This is a genomic window from Vibrio sp. 10N.261.52.C2 (assembly GCF_041471425.1).
Taxonomy (GTDB): domain Bacteria; phylum Pseudomonadota; class Gammaproteobacteria; order Enterobacterales; family Vibrionaceae; genus Vibrio; species Vibrio crassostreae_C.
Window position 1 is genome coordinate 91,127 of the sequence record NZ_JBFROH010000012.1, and the last position, 17,734, is coordinate 108,860.

Consider the following 17,734-nt stretch of genomic DNA (forward strand, 5'->3'; position numbering starts at 1 on the left):
ACTAGACTTCCTTGGTCACACGCATCACTTCTTCTAAGGACGTTACCCCTTTCAGAACTTTGCTCAAGCCATCATCTCGAATACTTGGTGTTGTGCCACGAATTGCTTTCTCAATCGCCTGTTCGCCAGCCTCACTGTGAATCAGTTCTTGTACCGAATCGTCAATCATCAATAGCTCATGAATACCAGTACGACCTCGATAACCCTTATGGCCACACTCTTCACAACCTTTGGCATGGTAAAGCGTCAGGCTTTCTTTCTTCTTCAACCCAAACAGTTTCTTCTGCTCTTTATCGGCTTCATAAGGTTCTTTACATTCGTTACATAAAGTACGAACCAGGCGCTGAGCCAAAACACCCAGCAGTGAAGAAGAGATCAAGAAAGGTTCAATGCCCATATCACGCAGACGTGTAATCGCACCAACGGCAGTATTGGTATGCAGAGTCGACATCACTAAGTGACCGGTCAAAGAGGCTTGGACAGCGATCTCTGCGGTTTCCAAATCACGGATCTCACCAATCATGACCACATCGGGATCTTGACGAAGAATGGCACGTAAACCACGCGCAAAGGTCATATCAACCTTAGGGTTCACTTGTGTTTGACCAATGCCATCGATATCGAATTCAATCGGGTCTTCAACGGTTAAAATGTTTCGTTCATTGCTGTTGAGTTCTTGCAGGCCTGCGTACAGGGTCGTCGATTTACCTGAACCTGTCGGGCCGGTCACCAAGATAATGCCGTGTGGGCGCTGAATCAGCTTACGGAAGTTTTCATGGTTTTCTGCTGTCATACCTAAACTGTGCAAGTCTAGACGAGTGGCGTTTTTGTCCAACAGACGCATTACCACACGCTCACCGTGCGAAGAAGGCATGGTTGAAACACGAACATCAACCGCTCGGCCACCAATACGCAGAGAGATACGGCCATCTTGTGGCACGCGTTTTTCCGCAATATCTAGTTTAGCCATAACCTTGACACGTGAAACCAATAGCGGAGCCAGTTTACGGCTTGGCGCTAGAACATCACGCAGCACACCATCAACTCGGAAACGGATACAAAGTGACTTTTCAAAGGTTTCGATGTGTATATCCGAAGCACCCTCTTTGATCGCCTCACCCAGCATCGCATTGATTAACTTGATGATTGGCGCGTCGTCTTCTGATTCAAGTAAGTCTTCGTCTTGAGGCAGTTCTTCCGCTAATGAGAAGAAGTCATCACTATCAGCACCAATGTCTTCCATGAGCTGACGAGCTTCTGACGAGTCACGCTGATAAGCATCGGTCAGTTTTTTATCAAACTCATCGAGAGTAATCGCTTGTGGCGTGAAACCATTTTTCACCACTCGACTCACTTCAATGATCGCCGCCGATTTCAGTGGCTCAACATAATAAAGTATCGGTGCGCGCTCTGGATGTTGGTATTCCAACACCATCTTGTAGCGATTCGCAAAGCTAAACGGCAAGCGCTGATAAGTACGTGCCGCCCCTACCAATTCAGCCATTATTCTGTTTCCATCTGATCAATGAAGGCTTGAAGTTCAGCCGGGTAATTCATGCTTTCGCCAAATTTAGGCAGTACTGGAATATTATCGTCATCCATCAGCTTCAGGCCCTGCTCTGACTTATACAACTGCTCAGCACGAATAAAGTTGTATTTACGCTGAGTAATACCATCGGCCGTCATACCATCACGAATAATGGTCGGCTTGATGAATACCATTAGGTTCTTTTTCTCAACCTGAGTACTGGTTGATTTGAACAGGTGTCCTAGAACAGGGATATCGCCCAAGAACGGCACCTTAGATTCACTTTCCAGCGCTCGCTCGTCAATCAAGCCACCCAGCACCAGCATTTGACCGTCTTGAACAATCACTGACGTATTTAGCTGACGCTTAGCAAAACGAACATCTACTGCCCCGTTTGCGCCTAACACGTTCGATACTTCTTGTTCTATTTGCAGCTGAACTGAGTCACCTTCATTGATTTGTGGCACGACTTTTAGCTTGATACCCACTTCTTTACGTTCAACCGTTTGGAATGGGTTATCGTTACTTGAGCCTGCGGTCGAGCCAGTTAAAACAGGCACCTCTTCGCCCACAATGAACGACGCTTCGCCGTTATCCATCACGGTGATACTTGGAGAAGATAGGATATTTGAATTTGAATCGGTCGCTACTGCACTGATCAAGGCAGTCCAGTCACCCATCACTACGCTCATTGCCGCGCCATTAACGCCAGAAAGAGCAGAAGCTAACGTTGAGTAGTCACCGGATTCTGTGGTCGTTTCATTACGCAAAAAGGCGCCATTATCATCATAGACTGCGGTGGTCGTTTCAGTGTCTTTCGCTTCTTCTAAACCAACCATTACGCCACCGATTGACGCACCTGTGTTGCCATACTGAATCACAGCACCAGTATCAAGGTTACCCCATTGCACACCAAGGTTAATGCCATCACCCTCTGCCATCTCGACAATTAGGGCTTCAATCAATACTTGAGCACGACGAATATCCAACTGTGCGATCACATCTTGAAGCGCATTCATGATGTCCGGTTGTGCGGTAATCACCAACGAGTTGGTATCACTGTGAGCTGAGATCACCACTTTGTCACGTTGAGATGAGCTACCTTTAGTTGATGTTTGCTTCTCTGATTGCAGGTTGTCCGACACGCCTTTCAGCACATCGACTAAATCTTCTGCTTTGGCGTATTTAAGGTAAATTACTTGGTTGTTGCCCTTGGTTGCCATTTCCACATCAAGCTGTTCAATCAACCTTCTTAAACGGCTACGTACCTTAGGGTCACCTGAGATAAGGATCGCATTGGTACGTTCATCGGCAACTAATTTAGGTTGTAGGAAGGCTGGTGTGTTTTGGGCATCTGTGGTTTTGCTTAGTGCATCAACGATACGTACCATTTCTGCCGCAGAAGCATTCTTTAGCTCAACGACTTCAATCTCTTTATCACCCGCTTGGTCAACACGCTTGATGATTTCAGCTAAACGGTTTACTACCGCCGCTCGGCCTGTAATAAGGATGATGTTGGCTGGGTCGTAGTGCACAACGTTACCCGCGCCTGCATTGTCGTTTAGTTGACGAAGCAGAGGAGAAAGTTCACGCACCGAGACATTACGAACCGTCACAACACGTGTCACCACGTTGTCGCCTTTGATCGTATCACTGTCTCCAACGACTGGAATTGCCGATGTTTTCGAATCCTTGGCTTTGATGATCTTAAGAACACCCGAGTCCATTTCAACGACCGCGTAGCCATACACCTCTAATACGTTTAAGAAGAAGCTGTAATATTGCTCTTCATTGAGTACGTCATAACTGCGCACATCAATTTTCCCGCGTACCGAAGGGTCAACGATGATGGTCTTCTCTAGGTTGCGGCCAACAATATTAATAAACTCTTGAATGTCAGTGCCCTTAAAGCTGGCACTAAAATCACTCGCTATGGCTGCGGGTATGCAGATTAAGCTTCCTGCCAATAACCATGCACTTTTCTTAAACCAATGCTTCACGTACTTCTCCTACACTTTCGTCCTTCGTTAGACGCAAAGTTTTAAAATTCAATAAACACTTCATGTTGTTGACCATCTCTCTCGACCACCAGATTTAGCTCTGTTAGTTCTGAGATGGAACGGAATATGTTGCCCATAGCAGCAGGGTCTGTCAGGTCTTGTCCATTTAACTGAGTGGCAATATCTCCGTTTTGGAGCCCAACAGAGTTAAAAAGTTCTGAATCTTTGCCAGGGCTCACACGATAACCGATCACTTTATCGTCACGCTTCACCTGAGACAGTCGAACATATTGGAAGATTTGTTGCGGATCTTTCATTATCTTCGCTTTAATTTCATCAAGCTTCTCTTCTGCTGAAGCCGGATTATTACCACGAACCGAAGAAGAGCTACGAGGTGGCGCAGGCGCTGATACAGCCAAACGCTTGTACTCAATACCTTCAAGCATCAAGGTTTCGTCTCGTCCTGAGTTATCAATGATAACGCGGTCGATTAATACCGCTTTTAACTTGGCTCGAGTGCCTTCAATCTCTTCATTAATTCCGTAGGTCGCTTGCGTGCCGCGATTGGCGATCACCGCTAAGCTCAGTTTTGGATTCGAGCTCGCGACTGCACCCACTAAAACGAGGTTTAATCGCGTCTTAGGCGCATCTTGGATAACTTGCTGTTCAACCACAGCGGGCGTGCTTGGGTTGTAAGCACCAAACATGTTGCTCTGCTGCAAAGAAGAGATATCAAGGGTCGATTGAGGTGCTGAAGACGATGAAGCCGTTGCTGTCCAAGGCGCGATAGTCTGCTCAGCAGGTTCGATAAACCATGCAAGCTGCCCTAAGATCCATGCGGAAGCTGCAATCAATACACAACAGGTCGCTAAGCTTAGTTTCTGCTGAAGTACAAATCCATTCTCTAATAAGCGGCTCAACATAGGAGAATTCCCTACGCGATTTTTGAGCTCTAAAAAGTTCACTTTCCTAGTCCCTTTTCATGACGACAAACGCTGCAAATCATTAAACTTTCAGCTTTTTTATTCATTCGTTCGATACCAAGCTTATTTAAGCAATAAGATCCTGAACTATATCATAGCAAATCGATAAATCGGCATAACATGGCTATTTTGTATTATGACTTGAAAAAAATGCCAACCGCCTCCACTTTAAGCTTCTACTTAATGTGATAAGCATCATCAAAAACATGTTGCGCACTGTTCGTTACAGTTAAACCGCATTCATTTCTCACTTAATAAGGCACAGCCCTATATGAAAACTGCTAATGAAGCTGTCAGACTCGATAAATGGTTGTGGGCAGCTCGTTTTTACAAAACCCGGTCTATTGCTCGCAACATGGTCGATGGTGGCAAAGTCCACTATAATGGTCAGCGCAGCAAGCCAAGTAAAATTGTCGAACTTGGGGCCGTGATTACACTGCGCCAAGGTAATGAAGAAAAGACGGTAACGATCAAGAAAATCTCAGCCCATCGTGGTGGAGCCCCGATCGCTCAAACCCTCTATGAAGAAACCACCGAAAGCTTGGCAAAAAGAGAAGAGTTTGCACAACAGCGCAAGCTAAATGCTCATAGCCCAGCACCAGAACGTCGCCCAGATAAAAAGCAACGTCGTGACATCATCAAGTTCAAGACTCAATAAGCTAGAAGGAATAGCCAAATGGCAGACCCAATGTCTACAAGTAATGTTTTAAATCGCTACCTATTTGAAGACCTATCAGTACGTGGTGAATTGGTACAGATGGACGAAGCGTACCAACAGATTATTTCTAGCAAGGAATACCCAGCTCCAGTACAAAAGCTGTTGGGTGAGCTACTGGTTTCAACGACGCTACTAACGGCGACCCTAAAGTTTGAAGGTTCTATCACGATGCAGCTGCAAGGTGACGGCCCAGTATCTCTAGCAGTTATCAATGGCGATCACGATCAGAAGATCCGTGGTGTTGCTCGCTTTGAAGGCGATATCGCAGACGACGCAGGTCTACACGCCCTAATGGGTAAAGGTCATCTAGTGATCACTATCGATCCTAAGAAAGGTGAGCGTTACCAAGGTATCGTTGGTCTTGAAGGTGACACGCTTGCACAAGTGCTTGAAGGCTACTTCGCTAACTCTGAACAGCTTAAGACTCGTCTATGGCTGCGCACTGGCGAGCATGAAGGAAAAGCACACGCTGCAGGTATGTTGCTACAAGTAATGCCTGACGGCACCGGTACTCCAGACGACTTCGAGCACCTAGAGCAACTAACAGACACCGTGAAAAACGAAGAGCTATTCACTCTAGAAGCGAACGAACTGCTTTACCGTTTGTACAACCAAGAGAAAGTACAGCTATTCACACCACAACCGGTTGAGTTCTTCTGTGGCTGTTCACGCGATCGAAGTGCAGCAGCAATCATTACTGTTGCTCAAGAAGAGATCTACGACATCCTAAGCACCGAAGGAAGCGTTGGTCTACACTGCGATTACTGTGGCACAAACTACTCGTTCGACAAGAATGATGTTGATGCACTGTACGCAGAAGCAGCAGATAAAGGCAGCAATACGGTTCATTAATTTACGGCGTACCAAAAACACGTAATTTACCCCAAAAAGGTCAGCCCTCAGCTGGCCTTTTTTGTGATCAAAATAGCGCAAACTCCGTAACATCTCGTAATAAAATCACCGCTTAATTTTAATCAATTAATAATGTTCTCGCCCCTAGCGCAAAGGTTTGCGTACAGGATAGACTAGTTGGGCCAATATGTGACGAGACGCTTAAAACCCCATGGTTAATATGGATATTTTTTGAGCTATATCCCTGTTTCCCCCGAGTCTCGTTGCTAGCATGGTGAGCAGATAACAATAAAAAATTAATACAAAATCCCTACAAAATATCCTACAAGGAGCACCTATGACCGTTATGGAACATACAAAGGCTGCACAAATTGATCTAACTAAGCACGGACTGACTGGCGTTACTGAAGTTCTTCGTAATCCTAGCTACGAGCAGTTATTCGTTGAAGAAACACTGCCAGGTTTGGAAGGCTACGAAAAAGGCGTAGTAACGGAACTAGGCTCTGTTGCGGTAGACACTGGTATCTTTACTGGCCGCTCACCAAAAGATAAGTACATTGTTAAAGATGACACGACCCGCGATACCATGTGGTGGTCAGATCAAGGCAAAAATGACAACAAACCGATTACAACTGAAGTATGGAATGAGCTGAAAGAGCTTGTGACAACTCAGCTATCTGGCAAGCGCCTGTTTGTCATCGACGGTTATTGTGGTGCTAACCCTGATACGCGCTTAAGCGTGCGTATTATCACTGAAGTAGCGTGGCAAGCGCACTTCGTTAAGAACATGTTCATTCGTCCAACTGACGAAGAGCTAGCAACGTTCGAACCTGATTTCGTGGTAATGAACGGTGCTAAAACAACTAACCCTAACTGGGAAAAGCAGGGTCTAAACTCTGAAAACTTCGTTGCTTTCAACCTAACAGAGCGCGTTCAAATCATCGGTGGTACTTGGTACGGCGGTGAGATGAAGAAAGGCATGTTCGCAATGATGAACTACCTGCTTCCTCTGCAAGGCATTGCTTCAATGCACTGTAGTGCAAACGTCGGCGAGAAAGGCGATGTAGCCATCTTCTTCGGTCTATCTGGTACAGGTAAAACTACGCTTTCAACCGATCCTAAGCGTGAGCTAATCGGTGATGATGAGCACGGTTGGGATGACGATGGTATCTTCAACTTCGAAGGTGGTTGTTACGCGAAGACGATTCGTCTATCTAAAGAAGCAGAACCTGAAATCTACAATGCAATCCGTCGTGATGCACTACTAGAAAACGTAACAGTTCGTGGTGATGGTTCTATCGATTTTGATGACGGTTCAAAAACTGAGAACACTCGTGTTTCTTACCCGATTCACCACATCGATAACATCGTTAAACCAGTATCAAAAGCCGGTCACGCTCAAAAGGTTATCTTCCTGACTGCTGATGCATTCGGTGTACTGCCACCCGTTTCTAAACTGACTCCAGAGCAAACGAAGTACCACTTCCTATCTGGCTTCACTGCAAAACTAGCGGGCACTGAGCGTGGTATTACTGAGCCAACGCCAACGTTCTCTGCTGCATTTGGTGCGGCATTCTTAACTCTCCACCCAACTCAGTACGCTGAAGTGCTTGTGAAGCGTATGGAAGCAGCTGGCGCTGAAGCTTACCTAGTGAACACAGGTTGGAACGGTACTGGTAAACGTATCTCTATCCAAGATACGCGAGGCATCATCGACGCTATCCTAGATGGCTCAATCGACAACGCTGAAACTAAGGTTATCCCTATGTTTAACCTAGAAGTGCCACTAGCGCTGCACGATGTTGACCCAGCGATCCTTGACCCACGCGATACGTACACTGACCCTCTACAATGGGAAAGCAAAGCGAAAGATCTAGCCGAGCGCTTCATCAACAACTTTGACAAGTACACAGATAACGCTGAAGGTAAGTCACTGGTTGCAGCTGGTCCTCAACTGGACTAATCCAACCATCTGCTCGGGCTTAGCCAAAAGCAAACGCCCAATTTAAAATGATATTTTTGTAGCAAGCCCCTCTTATGAGGGGCTTTTTTGTTGATGCTTGACCCTTTTTGTTCCACTCTGTTTTAAGACTATTGAAATTTAAGGCTTTCAGGGAATGAAAAAGGTATTCATGGTGTTCGGCATTGTGTTGGCTATCGCCGTTGCAACTATCGCAGCGCTGCTATTAAGCCTGCAGACCCAATACCGTGCGGATGTTGCCAACTTTTTTATCAAACATACGATTGAACAACCTGTATTCATTGAAGATGTTGAGTATCAGGCGCCTTATCACATCACCTTAATGGGCATTACCCAAAGCCAACCAGAAAAGCAAACACCTCTGTATATCGACAAGATCGATCTTTGGTTCAGCCCCAGCTCGATGACAGAGGCCAAACTGGTCTTTGAATCTGTTTTGATCAGCGGACTCCAGTTAGAGGCAGACGATCTAAAAACACTGACTTCTTTATTTACCCAACCAAACATCAAGCTCCACCAGCTGGCCATCAACAATCTCGACTTTTCGACGCCAGAGTTTAATGCGCGAGGCATCGACCTACAGATCTCCGCCCCAACGTGGAACAACGATAACTCGCTGCTACCTTATGGAAAAACCCAACTCTCTGCCTCACAACTGTATTGGCAAGGTGAGGCATTCGATAATCTGTTGATTGATCTAGACCTCAAGCCGAGTGACAGCACCCTTTATGGTGCTTCGTTTGACTGGCGTGGCGCCAAGATTTCTGGGCAAGCTGAACAATATCAACAAGATTGGTCGTTGGTGAATGTGACCGTCGATGGCTTACGACTCAATCAGAAACAGACCCAAAACCTACTAAGCAAAGAGTGGGATGTTGCAGGCATTAAGATTAATCACATCAATAGCTTAGATATTCTGCGTAGCGACGTAGAGTGGCAAGATGGCCACCTCGCTGCCTTTGATGCCTCATTAGAAAATATCCAACTGCCTTTTGAAATCTGGAAACAACAGAAAGCCATTTTTTCTCTACAGGCAGAAGGAGTGACCATTGATGATGACATGTTCATCGAGCCAAGCCTCAAGCTCAACCTAGAAGCAAACCGGATTCTGATTGAGGATTTCTATACTCAATTCCTGCAGGGCACTGTTCAGCTCAATGGCGAAGTCGCCCCTAGCAGCATTCAATTGGCGCAGCTCGACCTGCAAGGCATCAAGTGGATTACCGAAAACCAAGATAGCCCTCTACCGGCCGCTCGCCTATTGCCTTGGCTCACACAGCTCCAGAACGTCGAGATTAACCGACTTAATATAGAACGCAGCCAACTTATCCAACTAGCACAAACGCCTTACTGGCAGGTCTCTGGATTACATGTCGAGGGGCATCAAGTTCAACTGCTGCAAGATAGAATACTGGGCTTGTGGCAAGGGAAGCTGATGGCGAGCGCCAATGATGCCAGCTACCAAAATATTCTCAGCGCACAGCCTGTGGTTGAGATGAATAGCGAACAAGGAAAATGGACGCTGACTCGTCTGTTTGCACCACTCAGGAATGGCTACATTGAAGCCAATGCAACGCTCGATTTTAACCAAATCAGCAAGCCATGGAGCTTAGATATTTCTGCCGATGGGTTACCCATTGCGCCTATGCTGCAGCGACTTGAATTACCACTCGATGCAACCGGCTATGGCGAGTTTGAACTTCAAGCCGCAGGTTTATATGGCGACTCACTGATGCTCGGTTACTCAACCACAGGGCAACTCACTGGCAGCGTTCGCCAGGGTGTGATGACCTTTAATGACAAGCTTTCTGAAACATCGACTGATAACGTGTTTGAAATTCCAGAGCTTAATGCGCATTTTGACCGTGGGCGCTTCACTCTCGAACCGATGCACATTATTGGTACGTCAGCAGCAGAGCAAGGCGAAAAAAGGGTTCAAACGCTCAATGGCGAGGCTTCTGGAGAACTCGACTTGCTTAAAGCCGAGCAACACACCCTCTCGATTACCCTATCGGACCCATGCCATCAAATCTCAGGAAAGCTCACCCAAGCTGAGTATTCGGAGATTAACGACTGCCAACAAAAAAACGCCACTCCTCAGGAGTAGCGCTTTCAATCAATAATTCTATCTATCATCAAGCGAGCGTGAAGTTATTCACTCGCCTTGCTATCCGTCGATAGTATTTTCTTATAATCAGGGATCAGCATATAGGTTCCCGTAAACTCTACCGCTTCCACATCGCCGCTATGAATGGTCACGTGAATGATGATACGTGCCTTTCTTCCTGACGCAAGGCGGTCCAAGTCACCACTGATCCCATCCAATGAAGTAGAGGCAACAGGGTTTTGCTCAACCGGGTGACGATAACGAATATTACTGTCTGCCAGCACGATATCACCGGTCAACCCACGCTCTTTCATCAATAGCCAAGTCATACCCCAACCAGTTAAGGTCGCTAAGGTAAAGGCAGATCCTGCAAACATGGTGTTATGAGGGTTCAAGTTAGGATTCAGCTGAGCACTACACTCAAATTGGTAACCCGTGTATTGGTTAATTTTGATACCCATCTTGTCACTGATCGGAATTTGATTTTCCCAGCGCTGTTGTAGCTCATTACACCATTCAGGCTTACGCAGTACATCAGCCATCGGATCAAGGTGCTTCACCATCTGCTGATGACGAACTGGACCACGCTGGTCATTAATTTCACCACGACGCTCAAATTCGTTTTTCTCATAGAATGAGATCGCATCTTCACGTGCATTACACACTAAGCGCTTAGCACCTTCTTGGCGAGCCAATGACTCAAGTGCGACTAGAATCAACGAACCCATGCCTTTACTTTGGCGAGATTTCTTCACCGCCATATAGCGGATCTGACCTTCCAGATCTGGGGTGATATACAGACGACCAATCGCCATCGGGCGACCACGACCATCGACAATCATGCGATGGTGACTCATGGCATCATATTCATCACGCTCGGAACCTACCGGCATTCGCCAAGGTTCACGCAGCATCTGCCAACGAAAATGGTAATACTTGTTCAGTTGATTTTCGGTGGTCGGTGTTATCAGTTTAAACATGCTTATCCTTTTAAGTTTAAACCTGCAGCCAGAATGTTACTGGGCCATCATTAACCAATGACACTTTCATGTCGGCTGCAAATCGGCCACGTTCCGTTGGCAATACTGATTCACATTGGTTAGAGAAATAATCGTAAAGACGCTCCGCATCTTCAGGGTTTGCTCCACGAGAAAAGCCCGCTCGAGTTCCCTTTTTTGTATCGGCTGGCAGTGTGAATTGAGAAACCACCAACACTTTACCTTCAACCTGTTTTACGTTGAGGTTCATTTTTCCGTCTTCATCTTCAAAGACACGATAAGTTGTTACTCGTTCCATCAAACGTTTGGCTTTGGCTTCGTCATCACCTTTTTCTACGCCTAATAGAACCAATAAGCCTTGTTCAATCTCACCAACTACTTCGCCATCAACTCGAACGGCAGCTTCACTTACTCTTTGAATCAGGGCTATCACTGTTGTTTCCTTGTTCTGGAATTTCATCGTTATCCGCTGAGTGTACCATTTCTTGCGAGTCACTCCACTGTTCCTGCTCACCCAATGCAGCGGTCACCTCAGCACCCACCAGCACAATCAACCAGCACAAATAAACCCAGACAAAAAGAATTGGTATTGCCGCCAATGCGCCATAAATCAACTGGTAAGAAGGGAATTGAGTAATGTAGGCCGCGAAGCCTTTCTTACTGAGTTCGAACAACAGAGCCGCCACTAGAGAACCTGCAGCCGCATGAGAAAAGTGTATCTTTTTGTTGGGAACCAACAGGTACAGACCGAAAAACGCAAAGAAAGAGAGAATCAAAGGAAGTTTGCGAATCACGGTGTTAAAGGCGCCAGACACCACTTCGTTTTGCAACAAGCTCAATGATGTCACATAAGAAGTGGCTGCAATGCTCGCCCCAACTAAAATAGGTCCAAGCGTGAGCACCATCCAGTACATTGAGAACGACAATACCGCACGTCGCTTCTCATTAACACGCCAGATGTAGTTTAGGTTCTTATCGATATTCGAGATCAACATCAGCGCTGCAATGAATAAGAACACACTACCGACCGCCGTCATTTTTCCGGTATTGGCAACGAACTCTAACAAGGCACCGTGTACGGCATCCCCAGACGCGGGAACAAAGTTGGTAATAACGAAGTTTTGAATCACGATACCAACATCAGCAAAGATGGAGAATGACGACAAGATAGAGAGCAGAACCGTCAACATCGGTACGATCGAGAGCAAAGTAATGTACGCCAAGTAGCCCGCATTCACGTTGACTCTATCATGCGTCATTCGCGCCAAAAGATAGCGAGAAAACTGAATACTGAGTGTGGCGACCTTTTTTATCTTCAACTTGTAACTCCCTTGTAACTCGTTCATAGTCCTAATTAATATTCCGTTACTTAACTATAGGAAACTAGGATGCCTTATTTAATAGTTATAGTCCTCTCTATTTTTACTCTTACTGGATGCCAGTCAGCTTATTACTCCGCCATGGAGCAAGTGGGTTACCACAAGCGTGACATTATGGTCGATAGAGTGGAAGACGCTAAAGAGTCGCAGCAGGATGCTCAGGAAGAGTTTACCAGCGCACTTGAAGCCTTGAGTAGCCTGACTAATTTCAGTGGCGGCGACCTTGAAGACATGTACAACCAAATCAACGATAAATACCAAGACAGCGAGAAAGCCGCGCAAAATGTCAGTGACCGCATTGCTGCGATTGAAGATGTGTCGGATGCGCTGTTTGAAGAGTGGCAGAGTGAGTTAGATCTCTACACCAGTGATTCACTGCGCCGCTCGAGCGAGCAAAAGCTTCGTGAAACTAAATTGTCTTACCAAACGATGCTGTCAGCAATGAAGCGCGCCGAGAAGAAAATGGACCCAGTGCTCAATACCCTTCGCGACAACACGCTTTACTTGAAGCACAACCTCAATGCGAGTGCTGTCGGCTCGCTGCAAGGTGAGTTTATGAGCTTAGAAAAAGACATCGCCTACGCAATAGAACAGATGAATGCTGCGATCGCCGAATCGGATAAATTCCTTGCTCAACTAAACCAGAAATAACGCCCGTAGGCACAAATAAAGATAAGCCCGTATGAACCCAATCATTATTACTGGCGGCCCTGGCGCCGGAAAAACCACATTGATCAATGCTTTGGGTGATGCGGGTTACCCCACCTTCGCTGAGTCCTCTCGCCAGTTAATCGAACAGCAGAGTCAACTTGAGAACGGTATCTTACCTTGGTTAGACCTTCCAGGCTTTGCTCGCCTATGTTTAACCGTCATGAGCGAACACAAAGACCAAGCCAGTCAGCATCCTGTTGCCTTTCTCGATCGCGCCATTCCAGATATCTGTGGCTACTTGGCTCAGGCGAAACTAGAGATAAACACAACCTACCGAGAAGCGAGCCAAGGTTATCACCCCCAAGTGTTGTTCTGTCGCCCTGAGGCTTCAATTTATGTACAAGATGATGTGAGACCTTATCCGTTTGAGGAGGCGTTAGAGATTCACCACGCGTTAGAAAGAGTCTACCAAGAACTTGGTTATGAGGTGGTTGAAGTGCCGTTTATGCCAGTCGAAGAACGGCTTCAATTCGTTGAGCGTTACTTAGGTATCAAAAGCTAGATCCCCAACTCGGTCGTTCCTCCCTCTTGGGGATGACGAAATCTCGTTTAACCGTATCTAAACAAACTAAAAAACAAAAGCCCCGAGCAGCTAGGCTACTCGGGGCTTTCTTATCTACTTAGCTAGAAGCTAGTCAGCTGGCAATTAAGCCTTAGCTGGACGTGCTGCACGCTTACGTTCGTTTTCAGTAAGAAGCTTCTTACGGATACGAATGCTTACTGGCGTTACTTCTACTAGTTCGTCTTCGTCGATGAACTCAAGAGCTTGCTCTAGAGTGTGACGGATAGGTGGCGAAAGAACCTGTGCTTCATCAGTACCAGATGCACGAACGTTCGTTAGCTGCTTACCTTTCAGACAGTTTACTGTCAGGTCGTTTGAACGGTTATGAATACCGATAATTTGACCTTCGTATACTTCATCCGCGTGCTCAGCAAATAGACGACCACGTTCTTGTAGGTTGAATAGTGCGTAAGTCAGAGCTTTACCAGTTGCGTTCGAGATTAGAACACCGTTGTTACGTTGACCGATTACGCCGCCTTTGTGAGGGCCGTAGTGATCAAATGAGTGGTAAAGAAGACCAGAACCAGACGTTAGAGTTAGGAACTCAGTTTGGAAACCGATAAGACCACGAGAAGGCATCATGAAGTCCATGCGAACACGGCCTTTGCCATCTGGAGACATATCAGTTAGCTCACCTTTACGTAGACCGATGTTTTCCATGATGCCACCTTGGTGCTCTTCAAGCACGTCGATAGTCACAGTTTCAAACGGTTCAGTTAGGTTGCCATCTTCGTCTTTCTTGATGATAACTTCTGGACGAGATACAGCTAGTTCGAAGCCTTCACGACGCATGTTTTCAATCAGGATAGACAGGTGAAGTTCACCACGACCTGAAACACGGAAGCGATCCGGGTTATCAGTTTCTTCAACACGTAGTGCAACGTTGTGTACTAGTTCTTTTTCTAGACGCTCAAGGATGTTACGTGAAGTAACGAACTTACCTTCTTTACCCGCGAACGGAGAAGTGTTTACTTGGAACGTCATTGTTACTGTTGGTTCGTCAACAGAAAGCGGAGTCATTGCTTCAACATTGTTTTGGTCACAGATAGTGTCTGAAATCTTCAGCTCACCAAGACCAGTGATTGCAATGATGTCGCCAGCGTTAGCTTGCTCAACTTCGTGACGGTCAAGACCTAGGTAACCAAGAACTGTACCTACTTTACCGTTACGTTTTTTGCCTTCTGCATTTACGATAGTTACTTGTTGGTTTGGTTTAACAGAACCACGAGTAACACGAGCAACACCGATAACACCTACGTAAGAGCTGTAATCAAGTTGCGAAATTTGCATTTGTAGTGGACCGTCAAGGTCAACTGCAGGCGCGTCTACTGTATCAACAACAGCTTGGAACAATGGTTCCATGTCTGTACCAGTTTCGCCTTCTTCCATCGTTGCCCAACCGTTTAGAGCTGAAGCGTAAACAACGGTGAAGTCTAGTTGCTCATCAGTAGCACCTAGGTTGTCGAAAAGGTCGAATACTTGATCCATAACCCAATCAGGACGAGCGCCTGGGCGGTCAATCTTGTTGATTACAACGATTGGCTTAAGACCGTGTGCGAAGGCTTTTTGCGTTACGAAACGAGTTTGAGGCATTGGGCCATCAACTGCGTCAACGATAAGCAGAACAGAGTCAACCATAGACATGATACGCTCAACTTCACCACCGAAGTCCGCGTGTCCCGGGGTATCTACGATGTTGATGCGGTAATCATTCCAGTTGATTGCTGTGTTCTTAGCAAGGATTGTAATGCCACGCTCTTTTTCGATGTCATTCGAATCCATGACACGCTCTTCAGCTTCACCACGAGACTCAAGAGTGCCTGACTGTTGTAGCAGTTTATCAACCAAAGTCGTTTTACCGTGGTCAACGTGCGCGATGATCGCGATATTTCTTAACTTATCAATCTGTGGAGTAGACATGGATTCTCGATTCACTCATAAAAGTAGCCGTCACTTATCTCAAAAGTTTGGATAATAACCGCTAGCTTGATTTAAAAAACGGTCAATAATATACCAGATTCTAGACAAAAACCCAGAAATATGTGATCTGAACCAAGGCTTTTTTCTTTATTAGCGATTCATATCCGCTTAACTTTGATTCAGTACAGTGTTGAGCAGCGAAATTCGTAGGACTCTAAAAAAGTATCACCTGCGAGTGGCGAGCCAAATCTCCCGCAAAATAACAAAAGTGGATTGACAACTTAGGCAATTCATTGCTGAATGGTGCTCGCTTATGTCTCATATTGGTGCATAGACAAACGGTTGCACCAATAAAGTGCAGATAGAGATCATTTTGGTGCAAAAACCAGATTAAGCAAAATCGCAAAACAAGTAAATCATTGAAATTAATGGAATAATTTTTTTGGCACGTTTTTGGCAATAGATAAATCAGCATCGATTAATGCACTTATAGACATTAATCAATGCTAGTTTCAACCGAATCGAGCTAATACCGAATTAATAACACTGGAGGTTATCCAAGATGTCAGTAGAAAATGTACTATCCCTGATCCAAGAGAACGAAGTTAAATTTATCGACTTACGTTTTACTGATACAAAAGGTAAAGAGCAGCATATCTCTATTCCTTCTCACCAAGTTGATGCAGACTTCTTCGAAGAAGGCAAAATGTTTGACGGCTCTTCAGTAGCTGGTTGGAAAGGCATTAACGAATCTGACATGGTAATGATGCCAGACGCAGCATCTGCTGTACTGGACCCATTCACAGAAGACGCAACGCTAAACATCCGTTGTGACATCCTTGAGCCTGCAACAATGCAAGGCTACGACCGTGACCCACGCTCTATCGCTAAACGTTCTGAAGAGTACCTACGTTCTACAGGTATCGCAGACACAGTTCTAGTTGGTCCAGAGCCAGAATTCTTCCTATTTGACGACGTTAAGTTCTCAAACGACATGTCTGGTTCTTTCTTCAAGATCGATGACGTAGAAGCAGCTTGGAACACAGGTTCTGACTTCGAAGGCGGTAACAAAGGTCACCGTCCTGGCGTTAAAGGCGGTTACTTCCCAGTAGCTCCAGTAGATTCATCTCAAGACATCCGTTCAGCAATGTGTCTAGTAATGGAAGAGATGGGCCTAGTTGTTGAAGCTCACCACCATGAAGTAGCAACTGCGGGTCAAAACGAAATCGCTACTCGCTTCAACACGCTAACAGCGAAAGCTGATGAAACTCAAATCTACAAGTACGTTGTACACAACGTTGCTCACGCATTTGGTAAAACAGCGACATTCATGCCTAAGCCACTAGTTGGTGACAACGGTTCTGGTATGCACGTTCACCAATCTCTAGCAAAAGACGGCGTTAACCTGTTTGCTGGTGATAAGTACGGCGGCCTATCTGAAATGGCTCTTTACTACATCGGTGGTGTAATCAAGCACGCTCGTGCAATCAACGCGTTTGCTAACCCATCAACTAACTCGTACAAGCGTCTTGTACCTGGTTTCGAAGCACCTGTAATGCTTGCTTACTCAGCACGTAACCGTTCTGCTTCTATCCGTATCCCAGTAGTACCAAGCCCTAAAGCACGTCGTATCGAGCTACGTTTTGGTGACCCAGCAGCTAACCCATACCTATGCTACTCAGCAATGCTTATGGCTGGCCTTGACGGCATCAAGAACAAGATTCACCCAGGCGAAGCTATGGATAAAGATCTATACGACCTTCCTGCAGAAGAAGCAGCTGAAATCCCAACAGTTGCAGAATCTCTACAAGAAGCTCTAGCAGCGCTTAGCGAAGACCGTGAGTTCCTAACAGCTGGCGGCGTATTCTCTGACGATTTCATCGATTCTTACATCACTCTGAAATCTGACGACGTACAACGCGTGAACATGGCTACACACCCACTTGAGTTTGAACTGTACTACTCAGTTTAATCTCCTGTAGAGATAAGCCATTT

At 46.0% G+C, this 17,734-nt stretch carries 14 protein-coding genes; 7 read left to right on the plus strand and 7 right to left on the minus strand.

Going from position 1 to position 17,734, the window contains the following annotated elements; all coding sequences use genetic code 11:
• Position 1: 1 nt before the first annotated feature.
• Genes gspE through gspC form a run of 3 tightly spaced genes read right to left on the minus strand, consistent with a single transcriptional unit; the run spans position 2 to position 4,451 of the window.
• Positions 2-1,504, minus strand: coding sequence for a type II secretion system ATPase GspE (gspE, locus tag AB4307_RS04450; RefSeq protein WP_017070112.1), 1,503 nt, complete (start codon positions 1,502-1,504; stop codon positions 2-4).
• Positions 1,504-3,528, minus strand: a complete 2,025-nt coding sequence (gspD, locus tag AB4307_RS04455; RefSeq protein ID WP_372131257.1) for a type II secretion system secretin GspD — start codon at positions 3,526-3,528, stop codon at positions 1,504-1,506. The genes gspE and gspD overlap by 1 nt, the downstream gene beginning before the upstream one ends.
• A 41-nt stretch (positions 3,529-3,569) precedes the next feature.
• Positions 3,570-4,451, minus strand: a complete 882-nt coding sequence (gene gspC, locus AB4307_RS04460; protein WP_017062489.1) for a type II secretion system protein GspC — start codon at positions 4,449-4,451, stop codon at positions 3,570-3,572.
• Between the two features lie 331 nt (positions 4,452-4,782).
• Here gspC and hslR point away from each other — a divergent pair, with 331 nt between their 5' ends.
• From hslR to AB4307_RS04480, 4 genes are all read left to right on the plus strand, one after another.
• Positions 4,783-5,169: a ribosome-associated heat shock protein Hsp15 gene (gene hslR / locus AB4307_RS04465; RefSeq protein ID WP_372131259.1), complete on the plus strand. Its 387-nt coding sequence runs from the start codon at positions 4,783-4,785 to the stop codon at positions 5,167-5,169.
• Positions 5,170-5,187: 18 nt separating this feature from the next.
• Entirely contained in the window at positions 5,188-6,081 is an 894-nt protein-coding gene (gene hslO, locus AB4307_RS04470) for an Hsp33 family molecular chaperone HslO (protein WP_017063067.1), read from the plus strand.
• 337 nt (positions 6,082-6,418) lie between these two features.
• Positions 6,419-8,044, plus strand: coding sequence for a phosphoenolpyruvate carboxykinase (ATP) (pckA, locus tag AB4307_RS04475; RefSeq protein WP_017062492.1), 1,626 nt, complete (start codon positions 6,419-6,421; stop codon positions 8,042-8,044).
• Between the two features lie 154 nt (positions 8,045-8,198).
• Entirely contained in the window at positions 8,199-10,169 is a 1,971-nt protein-coding gene (locus AB4307_RS04480; protein WP_372131261.1) for an AsmA family protein, read from the plus strand.
• Positions 10,170-10,213: 44 nt separating this feature from the next.
• Here the strand turns inward: AB4307_RS04480 and AB4307_RS04485 are convergent, their stop codons facing one another.
• The 3 genes from AB4307_RS04485 to AB4307_RS04495 are packed head-to-tail and all read right to left on the minus strand — an operon-like array spanning position 10,214 to position 12,513.
• Entirely contained in the window at positions 10,214-11,149 is a 936-nt protein-coding gene (locus AB4307_RS04485; RefSeq protein ID WP_372131263.1) for a bifunctional GNAT family N-acetyltransferase/hotdog fold thioesterase, read from the minus strand.
• 16 nt (positions 11,150-11,165) lie between these two features.
• Positions 11,166-11,600: a D-aminoacyl-tRNA deacylase gene (gene dtd, locus AB4307_RS04490; protein WP_010433531.1), complete on the minus strand. Its 435-nt coding sequence runs from the start codon at positions 11,598-11,600 to the stop codon at positions 11,166-11,168.
• Positions 11,572-12,513, minus strand: coding sequence for a virulence factor BrkB family protein (locus tag AB4307_RS04495; RefSeq protein WP_372131265.1), 942 nt, complete (start codon positions 12,511-12,513; stop codon positions 11,572-11,574). The genes dtd and AB4307_RS04495 overlap by 29 nt, the downstream gene beginning before the upstream one ends.
• A gap of 42 nt (positions 12,514-12,555) precedes the next feature.
• Between AB4307_RS04495 and AB4307_RS04500 the strand changes: the two genes are divergently transcribed.
• Positions 12,556-13,197: a DUF2959 domain-containing protein gene (locus AB4307_RS04500; protein ID WP_029235101.1), complete on the plus strand. Its 642-nt coding sequence runs from the start codon at positions 12,556-12,558 to the stop codon at positions 13,195-13,197.
• Positions 13,198-13,228: 31 nt separating this feature from the next.
• A complete protein-coding gene (locus tag AB4307_RS04505) occupies positions 13,229-13,759 on the plus strand; it encodes an AAA family ATPase (protein WP_171732302.1) in 531 nt (176 codons plus the stop codon).
• A gap of 144 nt (positions 13,760-13,903) precedes the next feature.
• Here the strand turns inward: AB4307_RS04505 and typA are convergent, their stop codons facing one another.
• On the minus strand, positions 13,904-15,739 hold the full coding sequence (gene typA, locus AB4307_RS04510; protein ID WP_372055335.1) for a translational GTPase TypA: 1,836 nt from the start codon (positions 15,737-15,739) through the stop codon (positions 13,904-13,906).
• A gap of 562 nt (positions 15,740-16,301) precedes the next feature.
• Between typA and glnA the strand changes: the two genes are divergently transcribed.
• Positions 16,302-17,711 carry a glutamate--ammonia ligase gene (gene glnA, locus AB4307_RS04515; RefSeq protein WP_017059221.1) on the plus strand — a complete coding sequence of 470 codons (1,410 nt, stop codon included), beginning with the start codon at positions 16,302-16,304 and terminating at the stop codon, positions 17,709-17,711.
• The last annotated feature ends 23 nt before the right edge of the window (positions 17,712-17,734 follow it).